Source organism: Microlunatus sagamiharensis (genome assembly GCF_900105785.1).
In the GTDB taxonomy this organism is placed as follows: Bacteria; Actinomycetota; Actinomycetes; order Propionibacteriales; family Propionibacteriaceae; genus Microlunatus; species Microlunatus sagamiharensis.
Genome location: NZ_LT629799.1, coordinates 1911160 through 1936537, shown reverse-complemented (window position 1 = coordinate 1936537; position 25378 = coordinate 1911160). Strand labels below are relative to the sequence as shown.

The window sequence follows — 25378 nt, the reverse complement described above, 5'->3', positions numbered from 1 at the left end:
TTCAGCAATATCTGCTCGGAGGTTCGGATGCCCTGCCAGACTGCGCGTGCCCTGCGGGAGGGCAGCGCGGAGCGATGAGGGGGATCGGTGCCGAAGGTCAGTCGTAGGACGAGGTCATGGGCGACGGCGATCCTGCTGGCCGCCTTGACCGCCGCCTTCTTCCTGCTGCCGACAACGGCCGCGGAAGCCCACCGCGATGGTTGTCATCGCTGGCACTCGTGCCCGTCCGACAGCGGTTCGTACGTGTGCGGAGACCTCGGCGACTACAGCGAGTGCCCGGGTGGCAAGCCTGATGACGACTCGTCGTCGAAGCCGGAACGGACCTACGAGCCTCCGGACCTCGACCCACCCAAGGCACCTCGTCTAGGCCGCAGCAGCGTCCAGAGCGGTGGTCGCGTCACGATCAAGGTGCGTGCCGAGAAGCGCTCGGCCATCTCCGTCGAGACCGACGCCGGTAAGCGTGTTGCGAGAGCGACCGCTACTGGTAAGGACCAAAAGATTTCCTTCCGGGCGAAGACAGGCCGCCAGACCTACGCCGTCAAGGCCACCGACAAGGCCGGTAACACCAGCGAGGACACCGCGACCACCGTGTCCGTCGACGCGACTCCGCCTGTGCTCAAGGACGTCACAAGCGTTGCCGGGACGGACGCTACCGGCGCTTCCTCCCTGGCTTTCACGAGCGAGCCCGGGGCGACCTGGACGCTCACCGGTGCCGGCCCCAAGCAGCACGGCACGGTCACGGATCCCAAGACCGTGTTGAACCTCTGGCTCCCGAACGGCCACTTCAAACCCGTGATCAACGTGCGCGACAAGGCAGGGAACTCTCGCCAGTTCAAGAGTCGCATCGATGTTCGGGTCGATCGTCCGCTGCTGCGCTCGGCTCTAACGAGCTCCCCGAAGGAAGGGCGCCTTGCGTACGCGCTCACCGGGACGCCTCGCAGCACGGGGAAGCTGATCTTCAAGCATCTCGACGACATGCCCTTCAGCCTCGACGAGCAAGGTGCGGCGACCGTGGCGGTCGACATCGCCGACGGCACCTATGGTCCTGGTCAGATCGAGCTCACCGACTTCGCCGGCCGCACGGTGACCACGAACGTGCCGGAGGCCGTCGTCGACACGACCCCACCTGCGCTTGACTTGACTTCTGACCCGGAGCAGGCAAGCAAGGGAACGCTCGCACTTCGCCTCCAGGCGGAGCCCAGAAGCGAAGTCCGCGTGAGTGCGGCACTCGTGGACAGGAACCACCATGCAGCGCCGCTCGACGAGTCGAAGGGTGCGCCCTCTGGTCCGTGGACCATCACGCGGCTACCCGCTGCGGGCGCCTACTCGGTGACGGCAACAGCGACGGACGCCGTCGGGAACGTGAGCACGCGGCAGGTGGATGTCGATGTTGTGATTCCCGCAACGTCCGCGGAAATCGCGCTGGGGCTCACCATCCTCCAGTGGCTGGCAGCGCTCCCGCTGGCTCTCGCGGTACTGGCACTGCACTATCGGCGGCGCATCGCTGGTTGGGTGTCCCGGCGAGCTGAGGCGGCGCGGGCGAGAGCTGCTGAAGCACGTTGGCAGAGGCAACTGACTGAGTTCCGTCGCGCATCTGATGCTTGGGAGACAGATCGACGACACCTCGAGGCCCGTCTCACCATGCTCACCACGTTCCAGCCCGGCGCTGATACCGGCGGGCTGATCAAGCTCAAGCGCAACGAGTACGTCTACGGCACCCACGCAGCCGTCCTGGTCGAGAAGCGCATCCATCGAGGTGTTGAGACGACCGTCGTCGGAGCAGAAGGGCCAGCCGTCATCACCAGTCAGAGAGTCGTGCTGCCTGCGGCGAAGAACCGCGAATGGGCCTTCGCGAAGCTGGACGGGCTCGTCGACGAAGGAAGCGACCTGTACTTGCCGGTGAGCAACCGCAAGCACACCTCAGGTCTTCGGCTGGGGCCGCGTGATCGAGCCGCATTTCGTACGCGGCTCGACATCGCGCTCGCTGACCAGGCAGGGCGCCGCGACGCGCTCGTGAGCGCCGCACGCACAGCACTGCGGGAGCACGAGCACCTCAAGCCATCGCCTCCGCCGATCGCTCCTGCAGGGGTCTCGCGACAGTGAGGTGCCGTCAGGCACCCTCGACTCACTGAGGAGCGCTTCCGCGTCCACCCGGACGGAACGCACTTTGTCAGTGGCCCGTGCTGCAATGCAGGAGCCATGTACCGACTGACCGTGACGCCCGAGGTCCCGAGCGGGCCGCCCGCCCTCGACGAGACCCAGGCCGCGGTCGTCGCCCACCCCGGCGGCCCGCTGCTGGTGCTCGCCGGGCCGGGCACGGGCAAGACGACGACCCTCGTCGAGTCGGTCGTCGACCGGATCGCGCGGCGGGGAGCGGCGCCGGACTCGGTGCTCGTGCTGACGTTCTCGCGCCGGGCGGCCGCCGACCTGCGGACGCGGATCGCCGCCCGGCTCGGCCGCACCGTCGTCACGCCGTCGGCGATGACGTTCCACGCGTTCTGCTACGCCCTCGTCCGACGCTTCGCCGACCGGCTCGGCCTGGCCGGCCCGGTGCCCGCCGTCGACGAGGACGGCGGCCACGCGTACGGCGCGGGCGTCCGGCTGCTGACCGGGCCCGAGCAGGACTTCCGGGTGCGGGAGGTGCTCGAGGGGAGCGTGGAGACCGGGCGAGCCGACTGGCCGGAGTCGCTCGCCGACGCCTTCGGCACCCGGGCCTTCGCCGGCCAGGTGCGCTCGGTGCTGGCCAAGGCCCGCCAGCTCGGCATGGACCCCGTCGACGTGGTCGAGGCCGGCGAGACGGCCGGGCGCGAGGACTGGGTGAGCGTGGGGGAGTTCTTCGAGGAGTACCTCGACGTGCTCGACGCGGAGGGCGTGCTCGACTACGGCGAGCTGGTGCACCGCAGCCGCATCCTGCTCGCCGACCCCGACGTCGTCGCGACCCTGCGCGCCGAGATCGGCGCGGTCTTCGTCGACGAGTACCAGGACACCGACCCCGCCCAGGTCAGCCTGCTGGAGGCGCTCGCCGGCGACGGGCGCGACGTGGTGGCGGTCGGCGACCCCGACCAGTCGATCTACGCCTTCCGCGGGGCGGAGGCGCGGGGGATCCTCGACTTCCCCGACCGCTTCCGCACCGCCGACGGCGACCCCGCCCCGGTGCTCGCGCTCGGCACGGCCCGGCGCTTCGGCCCGGCGCTGCTGGCCGCCAGCCGCAACGTCGCCCGCCGGCTGCCCGCGCCGCCCGGGCTGCCGCGGGACGTGCTCGAGACGTTCCGGAGCCCGGTGGCCGACGGGGTCGCCGGCCGCGGCCGGGTCGAGGTGATCACCTGCAGCAGCACCGGCGCGGAGGCCGAGCACGTGGCCGACCTGCTGCGCACCGCCCACCTGCGCGACGACCTGCCGTGGTCGCGGATGGCGGTGCTGGTGCGCTCCGGTCGCCAGAGCATCCCCGCGCTCACCCGGGCGCTGGTCGGGGCCGGCGTGCCCGTCGAGGTGGCCGGCGACGAGATCCCGCTCGCGGCCGACCCCGCCGTACGCCCGCTGCTGCTCGCGCTCCGTGTGGCCACGACCGGTCGGCGCGCCGGGCCGGAGGAGGCCCAGCTGCTGCTGACCTCGCCGCTCGGCGGGCTGGACGCCATGGCGACCCGGGTCCTCGGACGGGCCCTGCGCGCCGCCGAGCGGGCGGAGCTCGGCGGCGTCGCCATGCCCCGGCCCTCACCCGAGCTGCTGGCCGCCGCCCTGCACGACCCCGAGCTGCTGGAGCTGTGCCCACCGGGGCCGGCGGTCGACGCCGCGGGACGTCTCGCCGGGCTGCTGCGCACCTGCGAGCGCGTGGTGCGCCGCGGGGGCACGGCCGAGGAGGCGCTGTGGAGCCTCTGGTCGGGCACCCGGTGGCCCGAGCACCTGCAGCGCACGGCTGCGGGTGGCGGCGAGGCGTCGCGCCGGGCCGACCGCGACCTGGACGCGCTGTGCGCGCTGTTCGACGTCGCCGCCCGCTCGGAGGAGATCGCCGGCCTGCGGGGCGTCAGCGGATTCCTCGCCGAGGTCGAGGGCCAGCAGATCCCGGCCGACACCTGGCGCGAGGGCGACGTGCGCGGCACCGGCGTCCGCGTCCTCACCGCGCACCGGTCCAAGGGCCTCGAGTGGGACCTCGTCGTCGTCGCGGGGGTGCAGGAGGGCCGCTGGCCCGACGTGCGGCGTCGCGGTTCGCTGCTCGACGCCGACCGGCTCGGCCGCCACGGCCTCGCCGACGAGGTGCCGACCGCGGTGCGCGTCGCCGAGGAGCGCCGGCTCTTCTACGTCGCCTGCACGCGTGCCCGCTCGCGGCTCGTGGTGACCGCCGTGGCCGGCACCGAGGGGGAGGGCGACCAGCCGTCGCGCTTCCTCGAGGAGCTCGGCGTCGCCGCCGTCGCCCGGCCGGGACGTCCCCGGCGGCCCCTGACCCTGTCCGCGCTGGTCGGCGAGCTGCGTCGGACCGCCGTCGACCCCGAGGCGGGGGCCGAGCTGCGCGAGCAGGCGGCGCTGCGGCTGGCGCGGCTGGCCGACGCCACCGACGCCGAGGGCCGCCCGCTCGCCACCGCCGCCTCGCCGACGACCTGGTGGGGCATGCGCGCGCTCAGCGACGCACCCGCCCCGGTCGTCGCGCCGGGCCAGGCCGTGGCGCTGTCCGGCACCTCGCTCGGCGCCGTCCTCAGCTGCCCCCGGCAGTGGTTCCTCGACCGGCAGGCCAGCGCCGGGCGGACGCGGAACAGCGCGGCGAGCTTCGGTTCCGTCGTCCACGTGCTCGCCCAGCACAGCGCGGGCGTGCCGCTGGACCGCGAGGAGCGCTCGGCCTACCTCGAGGGCGTCTGGGACCAGATCGCCTTCGACGCCAACTGGCTCTCGGCGGTCGAGCGGGCCGAGGCCGAGGACGCCCTGGACCGCTTCGTCGCCTGGCAGGAGGCGCGCGGCCACCTCGAGCTGCTCGGCACGGAGGTCCCGTTCCGCTGCGAGGTCACGGCCGGTGGGCGGCGGATCACGCTGTCCGGCACGGCCGACCGCGTGGAGCGGGAGCGCGACGGCCGCGTCCGCATCGTCGACTTCAAGACCGGGCGCAGCGCCCCGGCCGCCGCCGACGTGGCCGTCCAGGACCAGCTCGGCGTCTACCAGCTCGCCGTGGCCCAGGGCGCGTTCGCCGAGGTGACGGGGCCGGGCGCGCGGCCCTCGGGGGCCGAGCTCGTCTACCTGCGCCTGCCCGAGAAGCAGGGGAACCTGCCCCAGGTCTTCACGCAGGCCTCGCTGGACGACGTGCCCTTCCCGGTCCAGACCGACACGCCCGTGGACCCTGCGGAGACCGAGGGCTGCCCGACCTGGGTGCACCAGCGGCTCCGCGACGCGGCCGACATCATCACGGCGGAGCGGTTCGACGCCCGGCTCGGCCCCGCCTGCCGTTGGTGCCCGTTCAGGAGCAGCTGTCCGGCCCACCCGTCCGGACGGCAGGTGGTCGCGTGAGCGTACGGGTCCTCGTCCCGCTGCCCAGCACGCCGCGGCTGCGCACACCGGGCGACCTGGTGGACGCGCTGGGGCTGCCGTTCTCCGACCAGCAGCTCGCGGCCATCACCGCTCCCCTCGAGCCAGGCGTGATCATCGCCGGCGCCGGATCGGGCAAGACGACCGTCATGGCCGCGCGCGTGGTGTGGCTCGTGGGCACCGGCGCGGTCCGGCCCGAGGAGGTCCTCGGGCTGACGTTCACGCGCAAGGCCGCGGCCGAGCTGTCCGCGCGGGTGCGCACGGCCCTGGTCGCCGCCGGCGTGGTCGACGACAAGACGGTCGACGAGTCCGGCGAGCAGGTCGTGATGACCTACGACGCCTTCGCCGCCCGGCTGGTCTCCGAGCACGGCCTGCGCCTCGGCTACGAGGCCGACCCGACCATGGTCAGCGGGGCCACGCGCTTCCGCCTGGCGGCGCGGGTCGTGGCGGCGGCCGCGGGTCCCTTCGAGTTCCTGTCGCGGCTCCGCCCGGCGACGGTGACCGAGCGCGTGCTCAAGCTCGACGCCGACCTCACCTCCCACCTCGTCGACGTCGACGCGCTGGACGCGCACGCCCGCGACCTGCTGATCGGGTGGGAGTCCGCGCCGCCCAACAACCGCGGCAACGTCTACGTCGACGTCAAGAAGGCCACGATCGCGGTGCAGGAGCGCCTCGAGCTGGCCAGCCTGGTGAAGGACTACCAGGCCCTCAAGACCCGGCTGGGCGTCGTCGAGTTCGCCGACCAGATGGCGATCGCCGCGCGGCTCGCGACCGAGGTGCCGCAGGTCGGGGCCGACCTGCGCGCGGCCTTCCGTGTCGTCCTGCTCGACGAGTACCAGGACACCTCCGCCGCGCAGGCCGCGATGCTGCACGGCCTCTTCTCCGGCCCGGCCGACCCGAGGGCGGCGGGGGGCGAGGGCATGGGGCACGCGGTGACCGCGGTCGGCGACCCGTTCCAGGCGATCTACGGATGGCGGGGCGCCGCGGCGAGCAACATCACGACCTTCGCCGACACCTTCCGCCGGGCCGACGGGTCGCCCGCGGCGCGCTTCGCGCTGACGGTCAACCGGCGCAGCGGCCCGACCATCCTCGACGTCGCCAACGTCCTGAGCCGCCCGCTGCGCGCGGAGCAGGACACGGGCCAGGACGCCGCCACGGCGGACGAGGACGGGCTCGGGCTGCTCCAGGCCCCGCCCGGGACCGCGCCGGGCCGGGTGGCCTCGGCGACCTTCACCTCCTGGCCGGAGGAGGTCACCTGGGTCGCGGACCGCATCGTCGAGGCCCGCCGGACCGGGGAGGTCGCGCACTGGGCCGACATCGCCGTGCTGATGCGGCGCAACGCCGACATCGGCCCGCTCTACGCCGAGCTGACCGGCCGCGAGGTGCCGGTGGAGATCGTCGGGCTCGGGGGGCTGCTCGGGCTGCCCGAGGTCATGGACGTCACCGCGACCCTGCGGCTGGTCGACGACGTCACGGCCAACCCCGACCTGGTCCGGCTGCTGACGGGACCGCGGTGGCGGGTCGGGCCGCGGGACCTCGCGCTGCTCGGCCGGCGGGCGCGCGAGCTGGCCCGGGCCTCGCTCGGGAGCCCGGACGCGCCCGGCGCGCAGGGCGAGACCCGCGAGCGGGGCGTCGGGTCGCAGGTGCCCGACGCGGCCCAGGTCCGGGAGGCCCTCGTCGACGCCGTCGCCGACCTCGACCCGACCGAGGTGGTCAGCCTGCTCGACGCCCTCGAGGACCCGGGCGAGGCGCCGTACTCCCCGGCCGCGCGGCGCCGCTTCGCCCGGGTGGCGAGCGAGCTCGCGGCGCTGCGGGCGCACGCCGACGAGCCCGTGCTCGACCTCACCCGGCGGGTCGTGACCACCCTCGGCCTCGACGTCGAGCTGGTGGCCACGCCCGAGCTGGAGCGGACGAACCGCCGCGACCAGCTCGGGGCGTTCCTGGACGCGGTCGCCGACTACGTCGACGTCGACGGCGACGCCTCGCTGTCGGGGCTGCTCGCCTGGCTGCAGGCCGAGCTCGACTCCGGCACCGGCCTGGAGCAGGCCGTGCCGTCGGACCGCGAGGCGGTCAAGCTGCTCACCGTCCACAAGGCCAAGGGCCTGGAGTGGGAGCTGGTCTTCCTGCCCGGGCTGGTCGAGGGCGTCTTCCCCAGCGACCGGGTCACGGACAACTGGGCGACCACCGCCGGTGCGCTGCCGGCCGACCTGCGCGGCGACGCCGGCTCGATCCCGCAGCTGGCCGACACCACCAACGCGGCGATGGTCGACTACAAGGCCGCGCTCAAGGCGCAGCAGCTGCGCAGCGAGGACCGGCTGGCGTACGTGGCGGCGACCCGCGCGCGCTCGACGCTGGTCGGGACCGGCCACTGGTGGCGGCCCGACCTCGTGCGGCCGCGCGTCGCGTCGACCTACCTCCGCGCGATCGAGGCCGAGGCGGAGCGGCAGGGCCAGGTGCTCGCCCGCGCCGAGCTGCCCGGCAAGGAGAACCCGCTGGCCGGCGCCGCAGCGCCGACGCCCTGGCCCGAGCCGCTCGACCCCGACGCGCTGGCCCGGCGCGAGGAGGCCGCGGCGCTGGTCGAGGCGGCCCGGGTGCGGTTCGCGAGCACCGGCGCGTACGCGGAGGAGGGTTCGGCGCCGCTGCTGCTCGACGTCGAGGGCCGCGTCGCGGCCTGGGACGCCGACCTCGACCGGCTGCTGCGCGAGGCGCGCGAGTCGCGCTCGGGCGACCGGACGGTCGAGCTGCCCGCGAGCCTGCCGGCGACCGCCCTGCTCCACCTGGCCGCCGACCCCGACGCGTACGCCGCCTCCCTGGCCCGGCCGATGCCGAGGCCGCCGTCGCGGGCGGCCCGCTCGGGGACGCGCTTCCACGCGTTCGTCGAGCAGTGGTTCGGCGAGCGGCTGGCGCGCGGCGGGGTCGGGCAGGGCGCCCTGGTCGACCCAGACGACCTCGCCGACCGTGCGGACGCCGACGGGCCGGACGAAGCCGACCTGCGGGCGGTGTGCGACGCCTTCACCCGGTCGCGGTTCGCGGACCGGCTCCCGTACGCGGTCGAGGCGCCCTTCTCGCTGGCCCTGGGCGGGCGGCTCGTGCGCGGCCGCGTCGACGCCGTGTACGCCGCCGAGGGCGACGGCGGCGCCGGCTTCCCGATCGCGGTCGGCCCGGGCACGCGATTCCTGGTCGTGGACTGGAAGACCGGCGGTCCGGACACCGCCGACCCGCTGCAGCTGGCCATCTACCGGCTCGCCTGGGCCGAGGCGACCGGCGTCGACGTCGACGAGGTCGAAGCCGTGTTCGTGCACGTGCGCGACGACCGCGTCGTGGCGCCCCGGCTCGACGGGCGCGCCGAGCTGGAGCGGCTCCTCGGCCCGGACGAGGGTCTGTCGGACGACGACCCGGCCGACGGCGGTCCACCCGACGACAGGGCGCCACGGCGCCGGCTGCGCGGACTACCCTCGGCCCGGTGACTTCCGAGGTGCCTCCCGCCTGGTCCGACGAGCTCAGTGCGGTGGCGTGGTCGACGTCCAGCTCGCTGGACCGCGTCGGCCACCACCGGCGCAACGCCGACTGGGTCGCCCAGCTGTGGCGCTCGCCCGACGCCCGTCTGCTCAAGCTCGACGCCGACGCGAACTTCACGACCCAGCCGGACGGTTCGCTGCGGCTCGTGAAGCCCTTCGTCGACCACGACAGCCAGCGACACCGCCTGCTCGGGCTGGTCGACGGCGCGCCGGTCTTCGCCGTGCAGGCCGTCGTCGACGGCGAGGTGCGCAGCCTGCGGGAGGTGGGAGGTTCGCTGAGCGACACCGAGCGCGACGTCGCCGCGGCGGCCACCGCCCTCGTGCGCTGGCACCAGATGGAGCCGAGCTGCCCGCGCTGCGGCGGCGACACCCTCGTCGTCGAGGGCGGCTACGCCCGGCACTGCGAGCGCTGCGACGAGCAGCACTTCCCGCGCACCGACCCGGCCGTCATCGTCGCCGTGGTCGACGTCGACGACCGGATCCTGCTGGGCCGCCAGGCCTCGTGGGGCCACCGCGTGTCCGTGCTGGCGGGGTTCGTCGAGGCGGGGGAGTCCCTCGAGCAGACCATCCACCGCGAGATCTCCGAGGAGGTCGACGTCACCCTCGACCGGATCCGCTACTTCGGCAGCCAGCCCTGGTCGTTCCCGCGCTCGCTGATGACCGGGTTCTTCGCCCGCGCCTCCTCGACCGAGATCAACGTCGACGCCGACGAGATCGCCTGGGCCGGCTGGTTCACCCGCGAGGAGCTCACCGCCCAGCTCGAGGCCGGCACCGTCGGACTGCCCGGCCCCAGCTCGATCGCCTCTCGGCTCATCGCCACCTGGCGCGACGAGCCGACGGTCTGGTAGCCGCCGCAACCCCGTCGGGGGCAGCCGTGATCACGGGTCGGCGGGCGCAGGACCCGCCCGCGGCCCTCAGCCCATCCGCTGGCGCAGCCCGCTGGCCCGGTTGGCGGGGCGGGAGACGGCCTGACGTACCGCATCCTCGCTGCCGAGCAGGAGGACGCGGGTCGTCGCGCGGCTGACCGCGGTGTAGAGGAGCTCACGGGTCAGCAGCGGTGACTCGGGCGGCGGGAGGACCAGCGTCACCGCGGCGAACTGGCTGCCCTGCGCCTTGTGCACCGTCATGGCGTGCACGGTGGAGACGGCGTCGAGCCGGGCCGGTGGGTAGAGCAGCGGCCGCTCGGCCCGGGCGAAGGCGGCACGCAACCCCGCGTCGGTCCGGGTCACGACCCCGGTGTCGCCGTTCCAGAGGTCGAGGTCCTTGTCGTTCGCCGTCACGAGCAGCGGGCGGCCCAGGTAGAACTCGCCGTCGGCGGCGTAGCCGGGCAGCGTGCGGGCCAGCCACTGCTCCACCTCGAGGTTCCAGCGGTTGACGCCGTACGGGCCGCGCCGGTGGGCGCACAGCAGCCGGTGCGCCTCGACCGCCCGGAGCGCGGCCGCCGCGTCGCCCGCCGCCGCCGCGCGCCGCGCGTCGTCCGCGCTGGCGGAGAGCCGCTGGGCGAGCTCGTCGAGCCCCGGGGCACCCGCGCCGAGCCCGGCCCCGGCGTCCAGGGGTGCGAGCGTGACGTCCGTGGCGCCGGAGGTCAGCAGCGCGACGGCGCGGTCGGCGTCGCCGGTGCGGACGGCGTCGGCCAGCTGCGCGATCGTCCCCTCGAACCGCCAGTTGTGGGTCAGGCGCACCACCGAGGCGTTGGCCGTGCCGGTGATGTCGGCGAGCACCGCGCCGGCCTCGACCGACGAGAGCTGGTCGGGGTCGCCGACGAGGACGAGGCGGGCGTCGGGGCGGACGGCCTCGAGCAGCCGCGCCATCAGGGTGAGCGAGACCATCGACATCTCGTCGACGACGACGACGTCGTGGGGGAGCGGGTTGGCCGCGTCGTGGCGGAAGCGGCTCTTGGAGCCGGGACGCCAGCCGAGCAGGCGGTGCACGGTCGAGGCGTCGAGGGCGCCGAGCCGCGCGCGGTCCTGCTCCGGCAGCCGGGCGGCGGCCTCGCGGACGGCCTCGGCGAGCCGGGCCGCGGCCTTGCCGGTCGGGGCGGCGAGCGCGACGCGCGGCGCCGGGCCGGGCTGCGCGTTGAGCAGGGCGAGCAGGCGGGCGACGGTCGTCGTCTTGCCCGTGCCCGGGCCGCCGGCCAGCACGGTCACCCGCCGGCGCGCGCTCGACTCGGCGGCCTCGCGCTGGTGGTCGGGCTCGCCGTGCAGCGCGGCCGACGGCGGGAACAGCCGGTCGAGGTCGCGGAACAGCGCGGCGTCGTCGACCCCGGGCGGCGAGCCCTGCGTCCGCGCCTCGAGCTGGGTGCGGACCGACTCCTCCTGCTGCCAGTAGCGCTCGAGGTACAGCAGGGTCCCGGCGAGCCGCAGCGGCCGTTCAGCGGGCGGGGCGTCCGCGCCGGCGACCAGGGGGCTCTCGCGGCAGGCCTCGAGCCATCCTGCGGGCTCGGGCCACTCCAGCGCCTCGAGCCCGAGCGCCGGGTCCGTCGCCACCCCGCCCGCCGGGACGGCCTCGTCCTCGGCGAGGGCGACGTCGCTGGCCGTGGTCAGGTCGAGGCACACCGAACCGTTGCGCAGCGCGCGGACCGTCAGCGCCGCCGCCAGCAGCACCCGCTCGTCGCGCTCGCGGACCATGCGCCCGAGCGCCTCGGCGGTGTGGACGTCGGCCAGCCCCAGCACCCCGGCCGTGTGGAACCGCTCGAGCAGGGCCGAGCGCACGCGGACGGCGCTCAGCTCCAGGCTCGCCGCGCTCACCGGGCCACCCCGGCCAGCAGGTCGGACAGCTCGGTCACGAGCGCGGCGGGCGGGCGCCACTCGAAGACCCCGGCCACGCCCTCGCCGGTCCGCGGCGTGCCGGGCCCGGCCATCCCGCGGACGAAGAGGTAGAGCACCCCGCCGAGGTGGACCTCGGGGTCGTACCCGGGCTGGCGCCAGCGCAGCATCCGGTGGACGGCGACGGCGTACAGCAGGGCCTGCAGCGGGTAGTGCGCCCCCAGCATCGCCGTGGCGAGGGCCTGGGGCGCGTACGCGCGGAGGGTCAGGGGACGGCCGTCGAAGGGCCCGAGCCAGTTGGTCTTGTAGTCGACGACGAGGTAGCGCGGGGTCTGGTCGGCGCCCGTGACCCGTAGGACCGCGTCGATGCTGCCGGTCAGATAGCCGCGCAGGGGCTGCTCGGCCAGCACGGGTGCGGTCAGCCGGTCGGCGTACGACCCGAGCGGTTCGCCGGGGGCGATGTGCCGGCGCAGCAGCGGCGCGAGGTCGCCGAGGCGCAGCTCGGCTCCCGTCGGCTCGTCGCCGCCCGCGAGCGGCAGCTCGAAGGCCAGCTCGGCGAGGCGGTCCCGCAGGGCCACGTCGGCCAGGGTCCGGTCGTCGACCAGCCGGCCGAGCGGCGTCGTGAAGGCGGGCAGGAGCCCGTCGGCCAGCGCGTCGAGGGTCATGCCCGAGCTGGGCGTCCGGGTCAGCACCGACGCGCACACCGAGCGGACGGCGGCCGCGAGGTCCTCCGACCCCGGGTCGACCTCCTCGAGGACGGCGTGGACCGCCGTGCCGAAGTCGGCGCCGCTCGGCAGGCCCGCCATGGGCGAGACGGCGTCCCAGGGGTCCTCGGCGGGGAGGTCTTCGGCGTCCGCGTGCGCGGCCCCTTCGGAGCGGACCGCCTCCAGCTCGGCGTCGCGCTCGGCCTCGGCGTCCAGCTCGCCCTCGGTGGGGGTCTCGTCGTCCTCGCGGCCCGGCTCGGGCTCGCTGGAGACCCCGGGCGCGGAGAGGTCGAGGCCGTGCGCGGCCGCGGTCAGCGCGGAGTAGGAGGTGCGCCGCCAGGCCAGGTCGAGCGTGCGGTCGAAGGTGCGGACGCCCAGCGCACCCTCCTCCGGCTCGGACCGGCCGTAGCGCCCCTGCTCGGTGAGCGGGGCGGGGTCGAAGGTCTCGAGCCGCACGTGCGGGCCCAGGTCGCGGCCGTGCGTCGGGTCGCCGAGCGTGAGCGGGTACGCGGCTGCCGGAGCGCCGCCCGGCCCTCCGCCCACGGCCACCTCGCGCCGCAGCAGGCGCTGCAGGGCCGAGCAGGGCGTGTTGCGCGTGGGTGCCCACCAGGTGACGACCTGGCACTGCGCACGGGTCAGGGCCACGTAGAGCAGCCGCAGGTCCTCCGAGGCCTGCTCCGCCTGGTAGCGGCGGAACCGCGTCGGACGCCCCGGCGACCGCTTGCCGCCCACGTCGAGGTCCAGCGCCGGCGTCGGCCCGTCACCCTCGGTCTCGGGGTGGAGCAGCAGCGTCCCGCCGTCGTCGTCGGGCACCCACCGGTCGTACGCGTCCGGCAGGTAGACGACCGGGTACTCCAGGCCCTTGCTGCGGTGGATCGTCACGACGGTGACCTGGCTGCCGTCGGACTCCAACCGCCGCGAACCCTCCGCGCCCTTGTCCCGGCGGGCCTCGACCACCCGGTCGCGGAGCCAGTCCAGCAGGGCGCCCGGCCCGAGCTGGCGGACCACCGCCGCGTCGTGGAGCACCTCGGCCAGGTGCCGCAGGTCGGTCAGCCGGCGCGCACCGCCCTCGGTCGCGAGGAGGCGCTCGGCGACGCGGTTCTCCCGGGTCGCCGTCTCCACCAGGGCCGCGACGCCGCGCGAGGCCAGCAGCCGGCGCCACGCCCGCAGCTGCTGGGTCACATCGACCAGCCGGTCGACGCCGGCACCACGGTCGTGCGTCCCGCCCGGTCCGTCCGCTCCGTCCGACGCGCCCGCCTCCGAGGCGCGGACCAGGTCGGCGACGCTCCAGCCGAAGAACGCGGTGAGGGTCGCGGCGCGCACCGTCGCCTGGCGGGTGGCGTCGAGGGCGGCCAGCAGCGTCACCCAGTCCTGCGCCGCCTCGGAGGCGAAGACCGACCGGGCGGCGTGGACGACCGTCGGGACGCCGGCGCCGACCAGCCGCGTACGCACGTCCTCGGCCGCCTCGTTCGTACGGACGAGGACGGCCACGTCGCCGGGGCCGACGGGCTGCGGACCGCGCCCGTCCCGCCGGTCGAGCCGGACCCGCTCCTCGCCCGGGCCCCGGCCGTCGCCGCCGAGGAGGCGGACGACGTCGGCGACCAGGTCGTCGCGCACCCGGCTGCGCACCTCGCGCACCCGGACGGGCTTGTCCTCGCCGGGCTCGCTGGGCCAGACCCGCAGTCGGAGCGGCGCGCTCGCCGCGTCCGGCCCGGTCAGGCGCGAGCCCGCCCGGGCGGCCGAGACCGGGTCGACGACGATCCCGCGCTCCCCGAGCGAGGCCCCGCCGAGCAGCGTGCCCAGGGCCTCCACGAGCCCGGGGTCGCTGCGGTAGTTCGTCGGCAGCGTCGAGACCGTCGTGCCCGGCGTCTCCCGCGCGTCGAGGTAGCACTGCACGTCGGCCCCGCGGAAGCCGTAGATCGCCTGCTTGGGGTCGCCGATCAGCACCATCCGTGCGTGGCCGGCGAAGGCGGTGCGCAGGATGTCCCACTGGACGGGGTCGGTGTCCTGGAACTCGTCGACGAGCACGACGGCGTAGCGCGCCTGCAGCCGGGCCACGGCGGCGGGGCCGCGGTCGGGGTCGTGCAGGCTCGCCGCGAGCCGGGTCAGCATGTCGTCGTAGGTGAAGAGGCGTGCGGCCCGCATCCGCCGCTCGACCTCCGCGCGCACGGCCTCGGCGAACGACACCCGCTCGGCCGCGGCGTCGGCCGCCCAGCCACCGCGCCCCGGCGGCGCGGCCGGACCGTCCTCGTCGGGCCGCGGGACCAGGCGCGCCGTGACCGACGCGCAGGCCCGGCGCCCGAGCGTCTGCGCCTCGGGCAGCGTGAACGGCGGCCGGCCCTCGGGGGCGTAGCGGCGCAGGTAGAGGTCGGAGGCGACCTCGTCGACCAGGTCGTCCACCTGCTCGACGAAGTGGGCCTGCGGCTCGGCGTCGCCCAGCACGCCCAGGCTCTCGAGCATCTGCAGGCAGAACTCGTGGGTCGTCGCGATCGTCGCCTCGTCGATGTCGCGCAGCGCGGCGTCGACCCGGGCACGGCGCCGCGAGCGCTCGGCGTCGTCGACGGCGCAGAGCAGGGCCGCGACCTCGTCGTCGGTGGCAGGATTGCCGCTGGTCAGGGCTGCGAGCAGGCTCGTGAGCCGTTCGCGCACCCGGGTGCGCAGCTCGGTCGTGGCCATCCGGCCGAAGGTCACGAGCAGCAGCGAGCGCAGGGGCACGTCGGCCTCGGCCACGAAGCGGGCCGTCAGCGCGGCGAGCGCGAAGGTCTTGCCCGTGCCCGCGCTCGCCTCGAGGACGGTGGTGCCGCTCGGCAGCGGGCCACGGACGTCGAAGGGCAGCCACCGGCCGGGGCCGCCGTCCGCCGCGGCGGGCGCGTCATGGGTCTGCAGGGCCACCTCAGCCACCTCCCGCGTTGACCAGCGGCTGGAAGACGCGGCGCGCCACCGCCCCGAAGGTCGTCGTCTCACCGGGCAGGCGCCGCTGGGCGGCCGCGGGGACCTCGAGGCGCATCAGGTCCTCGACCTCGGGCGACGGCCCCAGCACGCGCTCCCACAGAGCGTCGCGCTCCTGCTGCCAGGCGTCCCGCACCCCGTAGCCCTCCTGCCAGTCCGCGCCGCGGGCGCGCACGCGGGCGTACTCGAACGACGTCCTCGGGGCGAACGGCAGCACCTCCGCCAGCCCGACGGCCTGCAGCACGAGCAGGTCACCGAGGACCGCCCGTGCGAAGTCCTCCGGCACCGGTCCGAGCTCGATCGTCGAGCCGCGGCCCACGACGACCGAGCGCCACTCACGCCCGGGACGGGCGAGGGTCAGCGCGAGCAGCTCGACCCAGGCCTGGAGCCGGTGCCGGGCCGAGGGCCTCGAGAACACGACCCGCACGGCGGTCTGGTCGCGCACCCCGGCCACGCTGCCGCTGAGCCGGACCTCGTCGAGGTCGACCACGAGGTCGAGCCGCTCGGCCGGGACGCCGAGCCACGGCGTCGCCGCCTGCGCCACGCTGGTGACGTCCTCGGACAGCTTGCGCACCAGCCGCTGGCCCAGCGCGCGGGGCGGCACCTCGCCGCGCCGCCACTCCGCGGCCTCGAGCGCGTCGAGCGGCACGCCGGACAGGTGGGCCTGCAGCATCCGCTCGCCGACGGCCCAGCGCTGCAGCCCGTCGAGCTCGACGGGGATCTGCTCGTCCTCGGGCCCGTCACCGTCGCCGTCGAACAGCTGCGCCCGGGCGCGCAGCAGCCCGCGGACCGGGTGGGAGAAGAACCGGTAGAGCTCGCTCAGCTCGACGTCGCGCTGCCGGGCGACCGGCGCGAGCACCAGGCCCTCGTACGGTCCCCGCGCCGGCGTGTGCGGTCCACGGAGGGCCTCGGCGGCCCGCAGCGCCCCGCGGTCGAAGCTGAAGGAGCGACCCTGCGGCCCGCGGGCGAGATCGGCGGTCCCGAAGGGCTGGAGCGGGTGGTGCGTCGTGAGCCTGGCCCGGGCGGGCGGCTCCGACGGGCCGGTCCGGACCGTCGCGTCGAGGGTCTCGAGCAGGGCGTCGACGGGCACGGCGGGCCGCAGCTCCTCGCCCGTGCGGGCGTCGGTGCCGGTGTAGAGGACGACCAGGGTCGAGGTCGCCGACGTGACGGCGTCCAGCAGCAGCTGGCGGTCCTCCGCGCGCGGGTCGGGGTCGCCGACGCGGGCGTCGTCGGCGGTCAGGTCGTCGCCGTCGGGCACCACCCGCCGCGGGAACGCGCCGTCGTCGAGCCCGAGCAGGCACACGACCCGGTGCGGCACGGCGCGCATCGGCAGCAGGCTCGCCACGGTGAGCGTGCCGGTCCGGAAGCCCGACCGGCTCGCCCGGCCGCGGAAGGCCTCGCCCAGCAGCGTCCGGACCTCGGTCAGCGACAGCGTGCTGCTCGCCGCGGTCGTCCCGGCCCGGTCGCCCAGGCGCGCCAGCTCCGCGTACGCGTGCGCGTGCTGCCACCGGTCCGCGGGCCGGACGTCGGTGAGCAGGTCGACGACCTCGCGGCAGAGCGCGAGCCAGTCCGGCAGGCTCTTGGGCGTCAGGCAGACGTCGACCAGGCCGCGGACCCGGGCCAGCAGCTCGGCGAGCCGGCCGACCAGCTCGACGTCGTCGGAGGCGACGTCGTCGAGCGGGAGCACGGTGCCGATGAACCTGCCCTCGCTCTCGTCCATCGCGACGCCGAGGAGCAGCCGGTCGAGCCCCGCGTCCCAGGTGTTCTGGCCGAAGCCGTCCATCCCGAACCGGGCACGGTGAGCGGCGTCGAGGCCCCAGCGGACCCCGGTCTGCGGCACGAGCTCGTGCAGGCGCTCCAGGTCGTCCTCGCCGAGGCGGAAGCGGGTCGCCACCGGCGGTGCGGCCGCCAGGTCGAGCAGGGCCGAACGCGTGAGCCGACCGTCGGCGAGCTCGAGCAGGCGGGTGACCACGGCCAGCACCGGGTTCAGCTGGCGCAGCGAGCGGTCGGCGAGCCGCACGCGCAGCCGGTGGCCGGGGTGCTCGGCGCGGGACCGGCCCGCGTCCTCCACGCCCGCGGGCCCGCTGCCGTGCCCGCCCGGCTCGCCGTCGTCCAGCCCGAACGCCGCGGCGACCAGCGGCGCGTACGCCTCGACGTCGGGGCACATGACGACGACGTCGCGCGGCTGCAGGTCGGGGTCGTCGGCGAGGAGCCCGACCAGGACCTCCCGCAGCACCTCGACCTGGCGGTGCGGGCCGGCGCACGCGTGCACCTGGACGCTCGTGTCGGAGCCCGCGAGCAGGTGGTCACCCGCCGGTGGGCGGTCGGCGGCGAGGTCGTCCTGGACCCGGTGCAGCAGGGTCGTCGGCGCGGCCGCGCGTGCGTCGTGGGCCCCGTGGTGCAGGTCGTCGACCGCGACGCCGGCGCTCGCGGCCGCCTGCGCCAGGCGGACCTGGAGCTCGCGGGCGTCGCGGCCGAGGTAGCCGAGCAGCGGGTGGCGCACGACCGAGGCCGTCGGGTCGTCGGTGCGTCGCGGCAGCAGCGGACCGACCGGCGGCACCTTCGCGGCGACGGCGTCCCAGGCGGCCGGGGAGGCGTGCGGGAGCCAGAGGTGGACGTCGCGGTGGACGGCGAGCGCGACCAGGACGTCGAGGTGGCGCGGGTCGAGCCGGGTGGCGCCGAACACCGAGAGCCGCACGGGCAGGTCGACCGCCGCGGCGTCGGCACGGAGGCGCTCGAGCCCCTGGCGCAGGCTCTCGACCGGGTCCGGGCCGCCGATCCGGACGCGCAGCCGGCGCCACAGCTCGGGCTGCCAGGCGCGGTCGGGCGGCAGCGCCGCCCCGTCGGGCCCGTCGTCGCGCCCGGCCGCCCAGGCGGCGAGCATGCCCGGCCGGTCGGCCGCGTACCGCGCGAAGAGGCGCGAGAGGTGCCGGGCCGTGCTCCAGCGGCGCGAGCGGCGCGGGTCGACGTCCCAGGGGTCGGCGTCGGGCGGGACGTCGGTCCCGGGGCCGCCCAGGTAGCCGGCGAGCACCGCGCCCCAGGGCTCGGCGACGGCCTCCTCGATCGCGGCCAGCAGCGGCCAGACCGCCCGACCAGGAGCCCACGGGTCGTCGCCGCCGGGGTCGCCGAGGGCGACCTGCACGAGGCGGCGCGGGGAGGGGAAGTCGACGCCGGAGCAGACTCCGTCGTCGCCCGCGGACGCGCCGAGCCGGTGGGCGAGGCGCTGGGCGATCCAGCGCTCGACGCCCGGCGTCGGCACGCAGACGACCTCGCTGGCGAAGGGGTCGCCCAGGGGGACGGACAGCACCTCGCCCAGGGCGTCGACGAGGACGTCGGCCCGTTCGGCTCGGTGCAGGTGGAGGCTCATGGCTCCGCCACCCTAGGGCGGCCGGCTGACAAGAACCGCGTCGTGCACAGGGCGGTCCGGGCTCAGCCCAGCAGGTCGACCAGCTGTGCGGGGTGCTCGAGCAGCAGGTCCGGACCGGCGGCCTCGAGCTCGGCGCGGCTCCCGTAGCCCCAGAGCACCCCGACGGTCCGGGCCCCGACGTCGCGGCCGGCGCTCACGTCGCTGTGCCGGTCGCCGACCATGGCGATCCGGGCGGGCTCCGGGTCGCCGAGCAGCTCGAGCGTGCGCCCGAGCGTCGCCGTCTTGGTCGGGTGGTCGTCGTCGAGGCCGTTCACGACGGTGAAGAAGCGGCTGAGCCCGTGGGCCTCGAGCGTCGCCGCGGCGGTGTCGGTGCGCTTGGCGGTCGCCGTGGCCAGCCGGACGCGGGAGGACAGCCGCGCCAGGACCTCGACCACGCCGTCGTACGGCCGGGCCTGGTGCAGCCCTGCGCGGAGGTAGTAGGTGCGGTACGCCGCCGCGGCCTCCGCCAGCCGCTCCGACGGGACGCCGAGGGCCGGCAGCAGCGTCACCAGGGGCGGACCGAGGTCGGCGCGCAGCCCGGCCTCGTCGGGCGCGGCCACGCCCACGGCGGCCAGCGCGTGCCGGTAGGCCGCGACGATCCCGTCGGCGGAGTTCAGGACGGTGCCGTCGACGTCGAGGACGACGGCCTCGAGCTCGACCCGCCCCGTCCCGGCCCCGCGGGGGACCGGGCTCACGCCAGCTTGGCCTGGACCTGCCCGGCCGAGGGGTTGGTGAGGGTGGAGCCGTCGGCGAACCACACGGTCGGCACCGTCTCGTTGCCGTCGTTGACCTTGGCCACGAGGTCGGCGGCCTCGGGGACCTGCTCGATGTTGACCTCGTCGTACGCGACGCCGGCGCGGTCGAGCTGGGACTTCAGCCGGCGGCAGTAGCCGCACCACGTCGTGGTGAAGATCGTGGGGCGGTCGGCGGGCGGCGTCTTCAGGTCGGTCACGTGCTCGACAACGAGCACGCGGGGGTCGCTATTCCGTGCCCCGGGCCGGCTCAGGCCATGCCCAGCACACCGGCCAGCACGACGCCGCCGAGCGCCGCGGGCAGCCCGAGCGCCAGGCCGACCACCCGCTGGCGGGCCGACCGGGCGGCGAGGACGGCGGCGACGCCGGTGAGCACCAGCAGCACGAGCGCGGCCTGGACCGAGTCGTGGCGGTAGGTCTCCTCCTGCGCGCCCGCGAACCGCCGCACCTCGACCCAGGCGCCGGCCAGCAGCAGCCCGACCGCGGTCGCGGTCCCGGCGGGTCCGCGCCACGGTCGGCCGTCCCGCGCCCACGCGCCGGCCGTGCCGAAGACGACCCCGGCGCCCACCCCGACCACCAGCCAGCCGACGGCGTGGGCGTCGACGAGCGTGGCGGTGTCGCGGTCGCGCACGAGCACGTAGGCCAGGTAGTAGGTCTCCACGGCGACCAGGAGCGTCACCGTGCCCGCCACCGCCGGCCACCAGGAAGACCGGGCGCGGACGCACCAGCCCACGACGAAGGCCACGAGCGCCCAGACCGGCGAGGAGTTCACTAGGTGGCCGAAGGGCGCGGGCAGGACGTGCTTGAGGGCCACGTCGAGCGGGCCCAGGAGGGCGCCGACCGCCACCGCCAGCGCGAGCGCGCGGGCCGGCTCCGCCAAGGCTCTGCGGTCGACGCGGCGGACGGCCGGGGCCGTCGCGGTCGCCGGCCAGGTCTGCAGGGGCACTCCGACCTCCTCCTCGGGGCCGCCGTGCGGCGGCCGGGCGACGCCCAGCCTCCTGGTGGGGCCGGGTCGTCGGCATCGCCCTGGGGTCTCGCGGTCCGCCGGCCCGGTCGGACCACGGTCGGAGCGGGGCGCGGTCCGACCGGTCCTGTCGGTGGGGGCTACTACCGTGACGACGTGCCACCCCAGCCCGAGGACCTGCTGGCCGGACTCGACCCCGAGCAGCGCGAGGTCGCGACCGCGCTGCGCGGTCCCGTGGCCGTGATCGCCGGGGCCGGGACGGGCAAGACGCGCGCGATCACGCACCGGATCGCGTACGGCGTGGCGACCGGGGTCTACCGCCCGACCTCGGTGCTGGCCGTCACCTTCACCACACGCGCCGCCGGCGAGCTGCGGGGCCGCCTCCAGCAGCTCGGGGCGCACGGCGTGCAGGCCCGCACCTTCCACTCCGCGGCGCTGCGGCAGCTGCAGTACTTCTGGCCACGCGTGCAGGGCACCGAGCTGCCGCGCGTGCTGGACAACCGCATGTCGCTGGTCGCGGAGTCCGCCGGCCGGCTGCGCGTCCGCGTCGACACCCCGCGGCTGCGCGACCTCGTCTCCGAGATCGGCTGGGCCAAGGTCAGCAACGTCTCGCCCGAGGACTACCCGCGCCTCGCCGCGCAGCACCACCGCGAGGTGTCGACCATCGACGCCGAGACGGTCGGACGCATCTTCCTCGGCTACGAGGAGGCCAAGCGCGACCGGGGCCGCATCGACTTCGAGGACATCCTGCTGTGCACGGCGGCGATGATCTCCGACCACCCGGAGGTCGCCGAGCAGGTGCGCCGCACCTACCGCCACCTCGTCGTGGACGAGTACCAGGACGTCAGCCCGCTGCAGGAGGCGCTGCTGACGCTGTGGCGCGGCGACAGCTCCGAGATCTGCGTCGTCGGCGACCCCGCGCAGACCATCCACTCCTTCGCCGGCGCCCAGCCGACCTTCCTCACCGGCTTCGCGCGGAGGTTCCCCGACGCCACCGTGGTCAAGCTCGTCCGTGACTACCGCTCGACCCCGCAGGTGGTGGGCGCCGCCAACGCGGTGATGTCGGTGGCGGGTGCCTCGTCGCTCAGGCTCGTGGCCCAGCGGCCGGACGGCCCGCAGGTCGCCTTCAGCGAGGCCTCCGACGAGGCGTCCGAGGCCGCGGGGGTCGCCGACTGGCTCGAGACCCAGCACGGCGCGGGGGTCGACTACCGCGACATGGCGGTGCTGTTCCGGATCAACGCGCAGTCGCCGCCGCTGGAGCAGGCGCTGGCCGACCGCGGCATCCCCTACCTGGTGCGCAGCGGGGAGCGCTTCTACGAGCGGCCCGAGGTGCGCCAGACGCTCGTCACGCTGCGGACCCAGGTGCGCACCGCGGACGCGTACGGGGGCGAGGGCGGCTCGGCGCTCGACCAGTTCAAGGCGCTGCTCGGCGCCCTCGGCTGGACCGAGAAGCCCCCGGAGGGCGCGGGCGCGGTGCGGGAGCGCTGGGAGTCGCTAGCCGCCCTGCTCAGCGTCGCGGAGGACCTCGACGCCGCCCGTCGCTCGACGGAGGGCCCGGCGCTCACGCTCGTCGAGGTGTCGGCCGAGCTCGACCGGCGGGCCGAGGCCCAGCACGTCCCCGCGGCGCAGGGCGTGACGGTGTCGACGCTGCACTCGGCCAAGGGCCTGGAGTGGGAGGCGGTGGCGCTGCTCGGGGTGCACGAGGGCTCGCTGCCGTTCGTGCTCGCCACGACGCCCGAGGAGGTCACCGAGGAGCGGCGGCTGCTCTACGTCGGCATGACCCGGGCGATGAGCCTGCTGCGCGTGTCCTGGTCGCGCACCCGCAACGGCGGGGGCAACGCGCGCAAGCCGTCGCGGTTCCTCGACCCCGTGCTACCGGCGTCGATGAGGTCGGGCGGTGGTCCCGGTGCGGCCGGGCCGGCCGCGCGCAAGGGCCGGGGTCGCGGTGCGGTGCTCTCGGTGCACTGCCGCTCCTGCGGGCGCGGGCTCAACGACGGCGCCGAGCGCAAGCTCGGTCGCCACGTCGACTGCCCGTCGACCTTCGACGAGGGCACGCTGGAGCTGCTGCGCGAGTGGCGGCGCCAGGAGGCGGCCTCGGCCAGCCTGCCCGCGTACTGCGTCTTCACCGACGCGACGCTCGTCGCGATCGCGGAGGCCCGCCCCCGCTCGGGCACCGACCTCTACCGGGTCCAGGGGCTCGGCAAGGTCAAGATCGACAAGTACGGCGACCAGGTGCTCGCGGTGATGGCCGCCGGCGAGGAACGGGCGAGCGCCGCGTCCTGACCGGTCGAGGGCTCTCCCGGTGCTCGGAGAAACACGCCCGTTAATTCCGTTGCGGCCCTCGGCGGGCGCGCCCTAGTGTGATCCTCGAACCCAGGGACGCGCCCGCGCGCCCCGGGAACGTTCCGTCCAGCACCCACCGGAGAGGGGGAGAGCCGATGTCCACGATCATCATCGACTGCCCGGCCGCGCTCGTCGCGTCGCCGCGTCCCCGCCTCTCCCTGCTCGGTGAGCGCCGGTATGCGGACGATGCACAGCCCCGCCTCCTGAGCGGTCCGACCACGCACGCCGTCATGTCCTGGCGTCGCGGGACCGACGTCACGATGCGGGGCTTCGCGCCCGCCGCTGCCCAGGACGGGCGCCACGCCTTCGCCGGCGCCGCCCTCGTCACCACCACCGCCGCTGCCGCGGTCTTCACGGCCAAGCAGCACTCGATCCGTTCGGGACCACCGACCTCCAGACCGTAGGCGCACAGCGCCCACCGCCTCGAGGCCGTGACTCCCAGAACACCGGGATTCACGGCCTTCGTGTTTCTCGGCCCCTGGAGCACCAGCTCCGTACACAAGGAAGGCCGACATGAGCTTCGCAGGAGGACTCGCGGCACTCGTCACCACGCCCAGCGGCGTGGCGGTCGCCGACCTGCCCTGCCGGAGGAACGACCCGGAGCTGTTCTTCGCCGAGTCGCCCGTCGACGTGGAGACGGCGAAGGCGCTGTGCGTGGACTGCCCGATCCGGACCGAGTGCCTCGCCGGGGCGCTCGACCGGCGCGAGCCCTGGGGTGTCTGGGGTGGCGAGCTGTTCGTCGCCGGTGTCGTCGTGCCGCGCAAGCGGCCGCGGGGCCGGCCCCGCAAGAACCCGGTGGAGCCGGTCGCTCCCGTCGTCCCCGCGGCGCGCGTCGTGAAGCGCAGCGAGGTGGCGGCGTGAGCGCCGGCCTGCCGGGGCAGGACTCCGGGCTCGGGCTCGGTGTGCGGCTCTTCCACGCCGTGCGCCTGTGGCTCGGCTCGGCGCTCTCGCCCGACCACGACTGAGGCGGGTGCGAGCACGGGGGAGGGGACGGGCCCGTCGGCAGGCTGTGCGGCCGACGGGCCCTCGACGGCCCGGCCCGCTCAGCCGGCGACCGGGTCCTCGGAGTAGCCGGGCAGGAGCTCGCGGAGCACGGCGTTGAAGGGGGCCCGGGCGTTCAGCTGGGCCAGGACCGCGAGCCCGCCGAGCCACACACGGTGGATCAGCAGGTACTCCGGCGGCAGGTTGATCTTCATCGCCACGCCGTTGTTGGCGCGCACGTCGCGGACCCGCACGAACTGCTCGCGCATCCAGTCGCGGGTGAACTCGAACTCGCTCACCGCCGCCGGCTCGACGAACGGGGAGAGGTAGTCGAGCACGTCCTGGGCGTCGACGTCGCTCACGATGAAGCCCTCGAGGCGCAGCTGCTCGGCCGTCTGCCGGGCGTCGCCGCTCTCCGCGACCCGCAGGATGCGGCCCATCGCGGGCGGCAGCCCGTCGGGGAACCGGGCCACGAGCCCGAAGTCGATGACCCCGAGCCGGCCGTCGGGGAGGATCTTGAAGTTGCCCGGGTGCGGGTCGGCGTGCAGGATCCCGGCGCGGGCGGGGGCGGCGAAGAGGAAGCGCACGTACGCCAGCCCCATCCGGTTGCGCTCGTCCTGGGAGAGCTCGGCGGCGGTGTTCAGCGCCCGCCCCTCGACCCACTCCGAGACCATCACCCTGCTGGTGGAGGCCAGGACGTCGGGCACGCAGAACTCCGGGTCGCCGGCGAACGCGGCGGCGGCCTGGGCCTGCGCGGACGCCTCCAGCGTGTAGTCCAGCTCCTCGGAGACCCGAGCGGTCAGCTCGTCGACGAGCGGCTGCACGTCCATGCCGCCGGCGAGCGGGGAGATGACCTTGGACATCCGCCCGATCTGACGGAGGTCGGAGCGCAGCGCCTCGTCCGCGCCCGGGTACTGGACCTTGACCGCGACCTCGCGGCCGTCCTTCCACACCGCGCGGTGCACCTGCCCGATCGACGCCGCAGCGGCGGGCTGCGCGGAGAACGAGGTGAAGTCGTCGCGCCAGCGCGGACCGAGCTCGCGGGCGAGGACCGCGTGCACCCTCGACGTCGGCATCGGCGGCGCGGAGTCCTGGAGCCGCGCCAGCTGCGCGCGGTAGGGGCCGGCGACGTCGTCGGGCAGCACCGACTCGAAGACGCTGAGCGCCTGGCCGAACTTCATGGCGCCGCCCTTGAGCTCGCCGAGCACCTTGAACAGCTGCTCGGCGGCCCGCTGCTGGAGCTGCTCGCTGACCTGCTCGGCCGGTGCTCCGCCGATGCGCCGGCCCAGCCCGAGCGCCGAGCGCCCCGCGAAGCCGAGCGGCAGCGAGGCCAGCCGTGCGCTGCGGCGCAGGCCGCCCCGGGCGATGCGGTCGTCGGACTCGGCGGCCCGCTCCTCGTCGCGTCGGGACGCTCGTGCACGCCTCCCTGCGCGCGGGCGCTCGGGCACCACCGAGGGGTCGTCGGGCATGGGGCCCATTCTGTCCGGTGCC

14 protein-coding genes are annotated in these 25378 nt (G+C 75.6%); 7 read left to right on the top strand and 7 right to left on the bottom strand.

Features of this window, described 5'->3' with window-relative positions; genetic code table 11:
- The first annotated feature begins 87 nt into the window (after positions 1–87).
- The 4 genes from BLU42_RS08795 (at position 88) to nudC (ending at position 9871) form a co-directional block, all read left to right on the top strand.
- Positions 88–2103, top strand: coding sequence for a hypothetical protein (locus BLU42_RS08795; RefSeq protein ID WP_157719894.1), 2016 nt, complete (start codon positions 88–90; stop codon positions 2101–2103).
- Positions 2104–2199: 96 nt separating this feature from the next.
- A complete protein-coding gene (locus BLU42_RS08790; protein ID WP_091074117.1) occupies positions 2200–5487 on the top strand; it encodes an ATP-dependent helicase in 3288 nt (1095 codons plus the stop codon).
- A complete protein-coding gene (locus BLU42_RS08785; protein ID WP_231918517.1) occupies positions 5484–8972 on the top strand; it encodes an ATP-dependent DNA helicase in 3489 nt (1162 codons plus the stop codon). Before BLU42_RS08790 ends, BLU42_RS08785 begins: the two co-directional genes overlap by 4 nt.
- Positions 8969–9871: an NAD(+) diphosphatase gene (gene nudC / locus BLU42_RS08780; protein WP_231918516.1), complete on the top strand. Its 903-nt coding sequence runs from the start codon at positions 8969–8971 to the stop codon at positions 9869–9871. Before BLU42_RS08785 ends, nudC begins: the two co-directional genes overlap by 4 nt.
- A 66-nt stretch (positions 9872–9937) precedes the next feature.
- On the opposite strand, the gene recD is transcribed toward nudC, so the two are convergent.
- The 6 genes from recD to BLU42_RS21365 all read right to left on the bottom strand — a co-directional run bounded on the left by recD (position 9938) and on the right by BLU42_RS21365 (position 20545).
- A complete protein-coding gene (gene recD, locus BLU42_RS08775) occupies positions 9938–11770 on the bottom strand; it encodes an exodeoxyribonuclease V subunit alpha (protein WP_091074116.1) in 1833 nt (610 codons plus the stop codon).
- A complete protein-coding gene (locus tag BLU42_RS08770) occupies positions 11767–15384 on the bottom strand; it encodes a UvrD-helicase domain-containing protein (RefSeq protein ID WP_231918515.1) in 3618 nt (1205 codons plus the stop codon). The genes recD and BLU42_RS08770 overlap by 4 nt, the downstream gene beginning before the upstream one ends.
- A 1-nt stretch (position 15385) precedes the next feature.
- A complete protein-coding gene (recC, locus tag BLU42_RS08765) occupies positions 15386–18808 on the bottom strand; it encodes an exodeoxyribonuclease V subunit gamma (protein ID WP_091074115.1) in 3423 nt (1140 codons plus the stop codon).
- A 62-nt stretch (positions 18809–18870) separates the two neighbouring features.
- Positions 18871–19542: an HAD family hydrolase gene (locus BLU42_RS08760; protein WP_157719893.1), complete on the bottom strand. Its 672-nt coding sequence runs from the start codon at positions 19540–19542 to the stop codon at positions 18871–18873.
- Positions 19539–19817, bottom strand: coding sequence for a mycoredoxin (locus BLU42_RS21370; protein WP_269458023.1), 279 nt, complete (start codon positions 19815–19817; stop codon positions 19539–19541). Before BLU42_RS21370 ends, BLU42_RS08760 begins: the two co-directional genes overlap by 4 nt.
- A gap of 32 nt (positions 19818–19849) precedes the next feature.
- A complete protein-coding gene (locus tag BLU42_RS21365; protein WP_091074113.1) occupies positions 19850–20545 on the bottom strand; it encodes a DUF6518 family protein in 696 nt (231 codons plus the stop codon).
- A gap of 174 nt (positions 20546–20719) precedes the next feature.
- Here BLU42_RS21365 and BLU42_RS08745 point away from each other — a divergent pair, with 174 nt between their 5' ends.
- The 3 genes from BLU42_RS08745 (at position 20720) to BLU42_RS08735 (ending at position 23767) form a co-directional block, all read left to right on the top strand.
- Entirely contained in the window at positions 20720–22846 is a 2127-nt protein-coding gene (locus BLU42_RS08745) for an ATP-dependent DNA helicase UvrD2 (RefSeq protein WP_197680681.1), read from the top strand.
- A gap of 155 nt (positions 22847–23001) precedes the next feature.
- On the top strand, positions 23002–23310 hold the full coding sequence (locus tag BLU42_RS08740; protein ID WP_091074112.1) for a hypothetical protein: 309 nt from the start codon (positions 23002–23004) through the stop codon (positions 23308–23310).
- A 109-nt stretch (positions 23311–23419) separates the two neighbouring features.
- Complete coding sequence (locus BLU42_RS08735) at positions 23420–23767, top strand: WhiB family transcriptional regulator (RefSeq protein ID WP_091074111.1); 348 nt, start codon at positions 23420–23422, stop codon at positions 23765–23767.
- 182 nt (positions 23768–23949) lie between these two features.
- Here the strand turns inward: BLU42_RS08735 and BLU42_RS08730 are convergent, their stop codons facing one another.
- A complete protein-coding gene (locus BLU42_RS08730) occupies positions 23950–25356 on the bottom strand; it encodes an ABC1 kinase family protein (RefSeq protein WP_091074110.1) in 1407 nt (468 codons plus the stop codon).
- Positions 25357–25378: the final 22 nt, after the last annotated feature.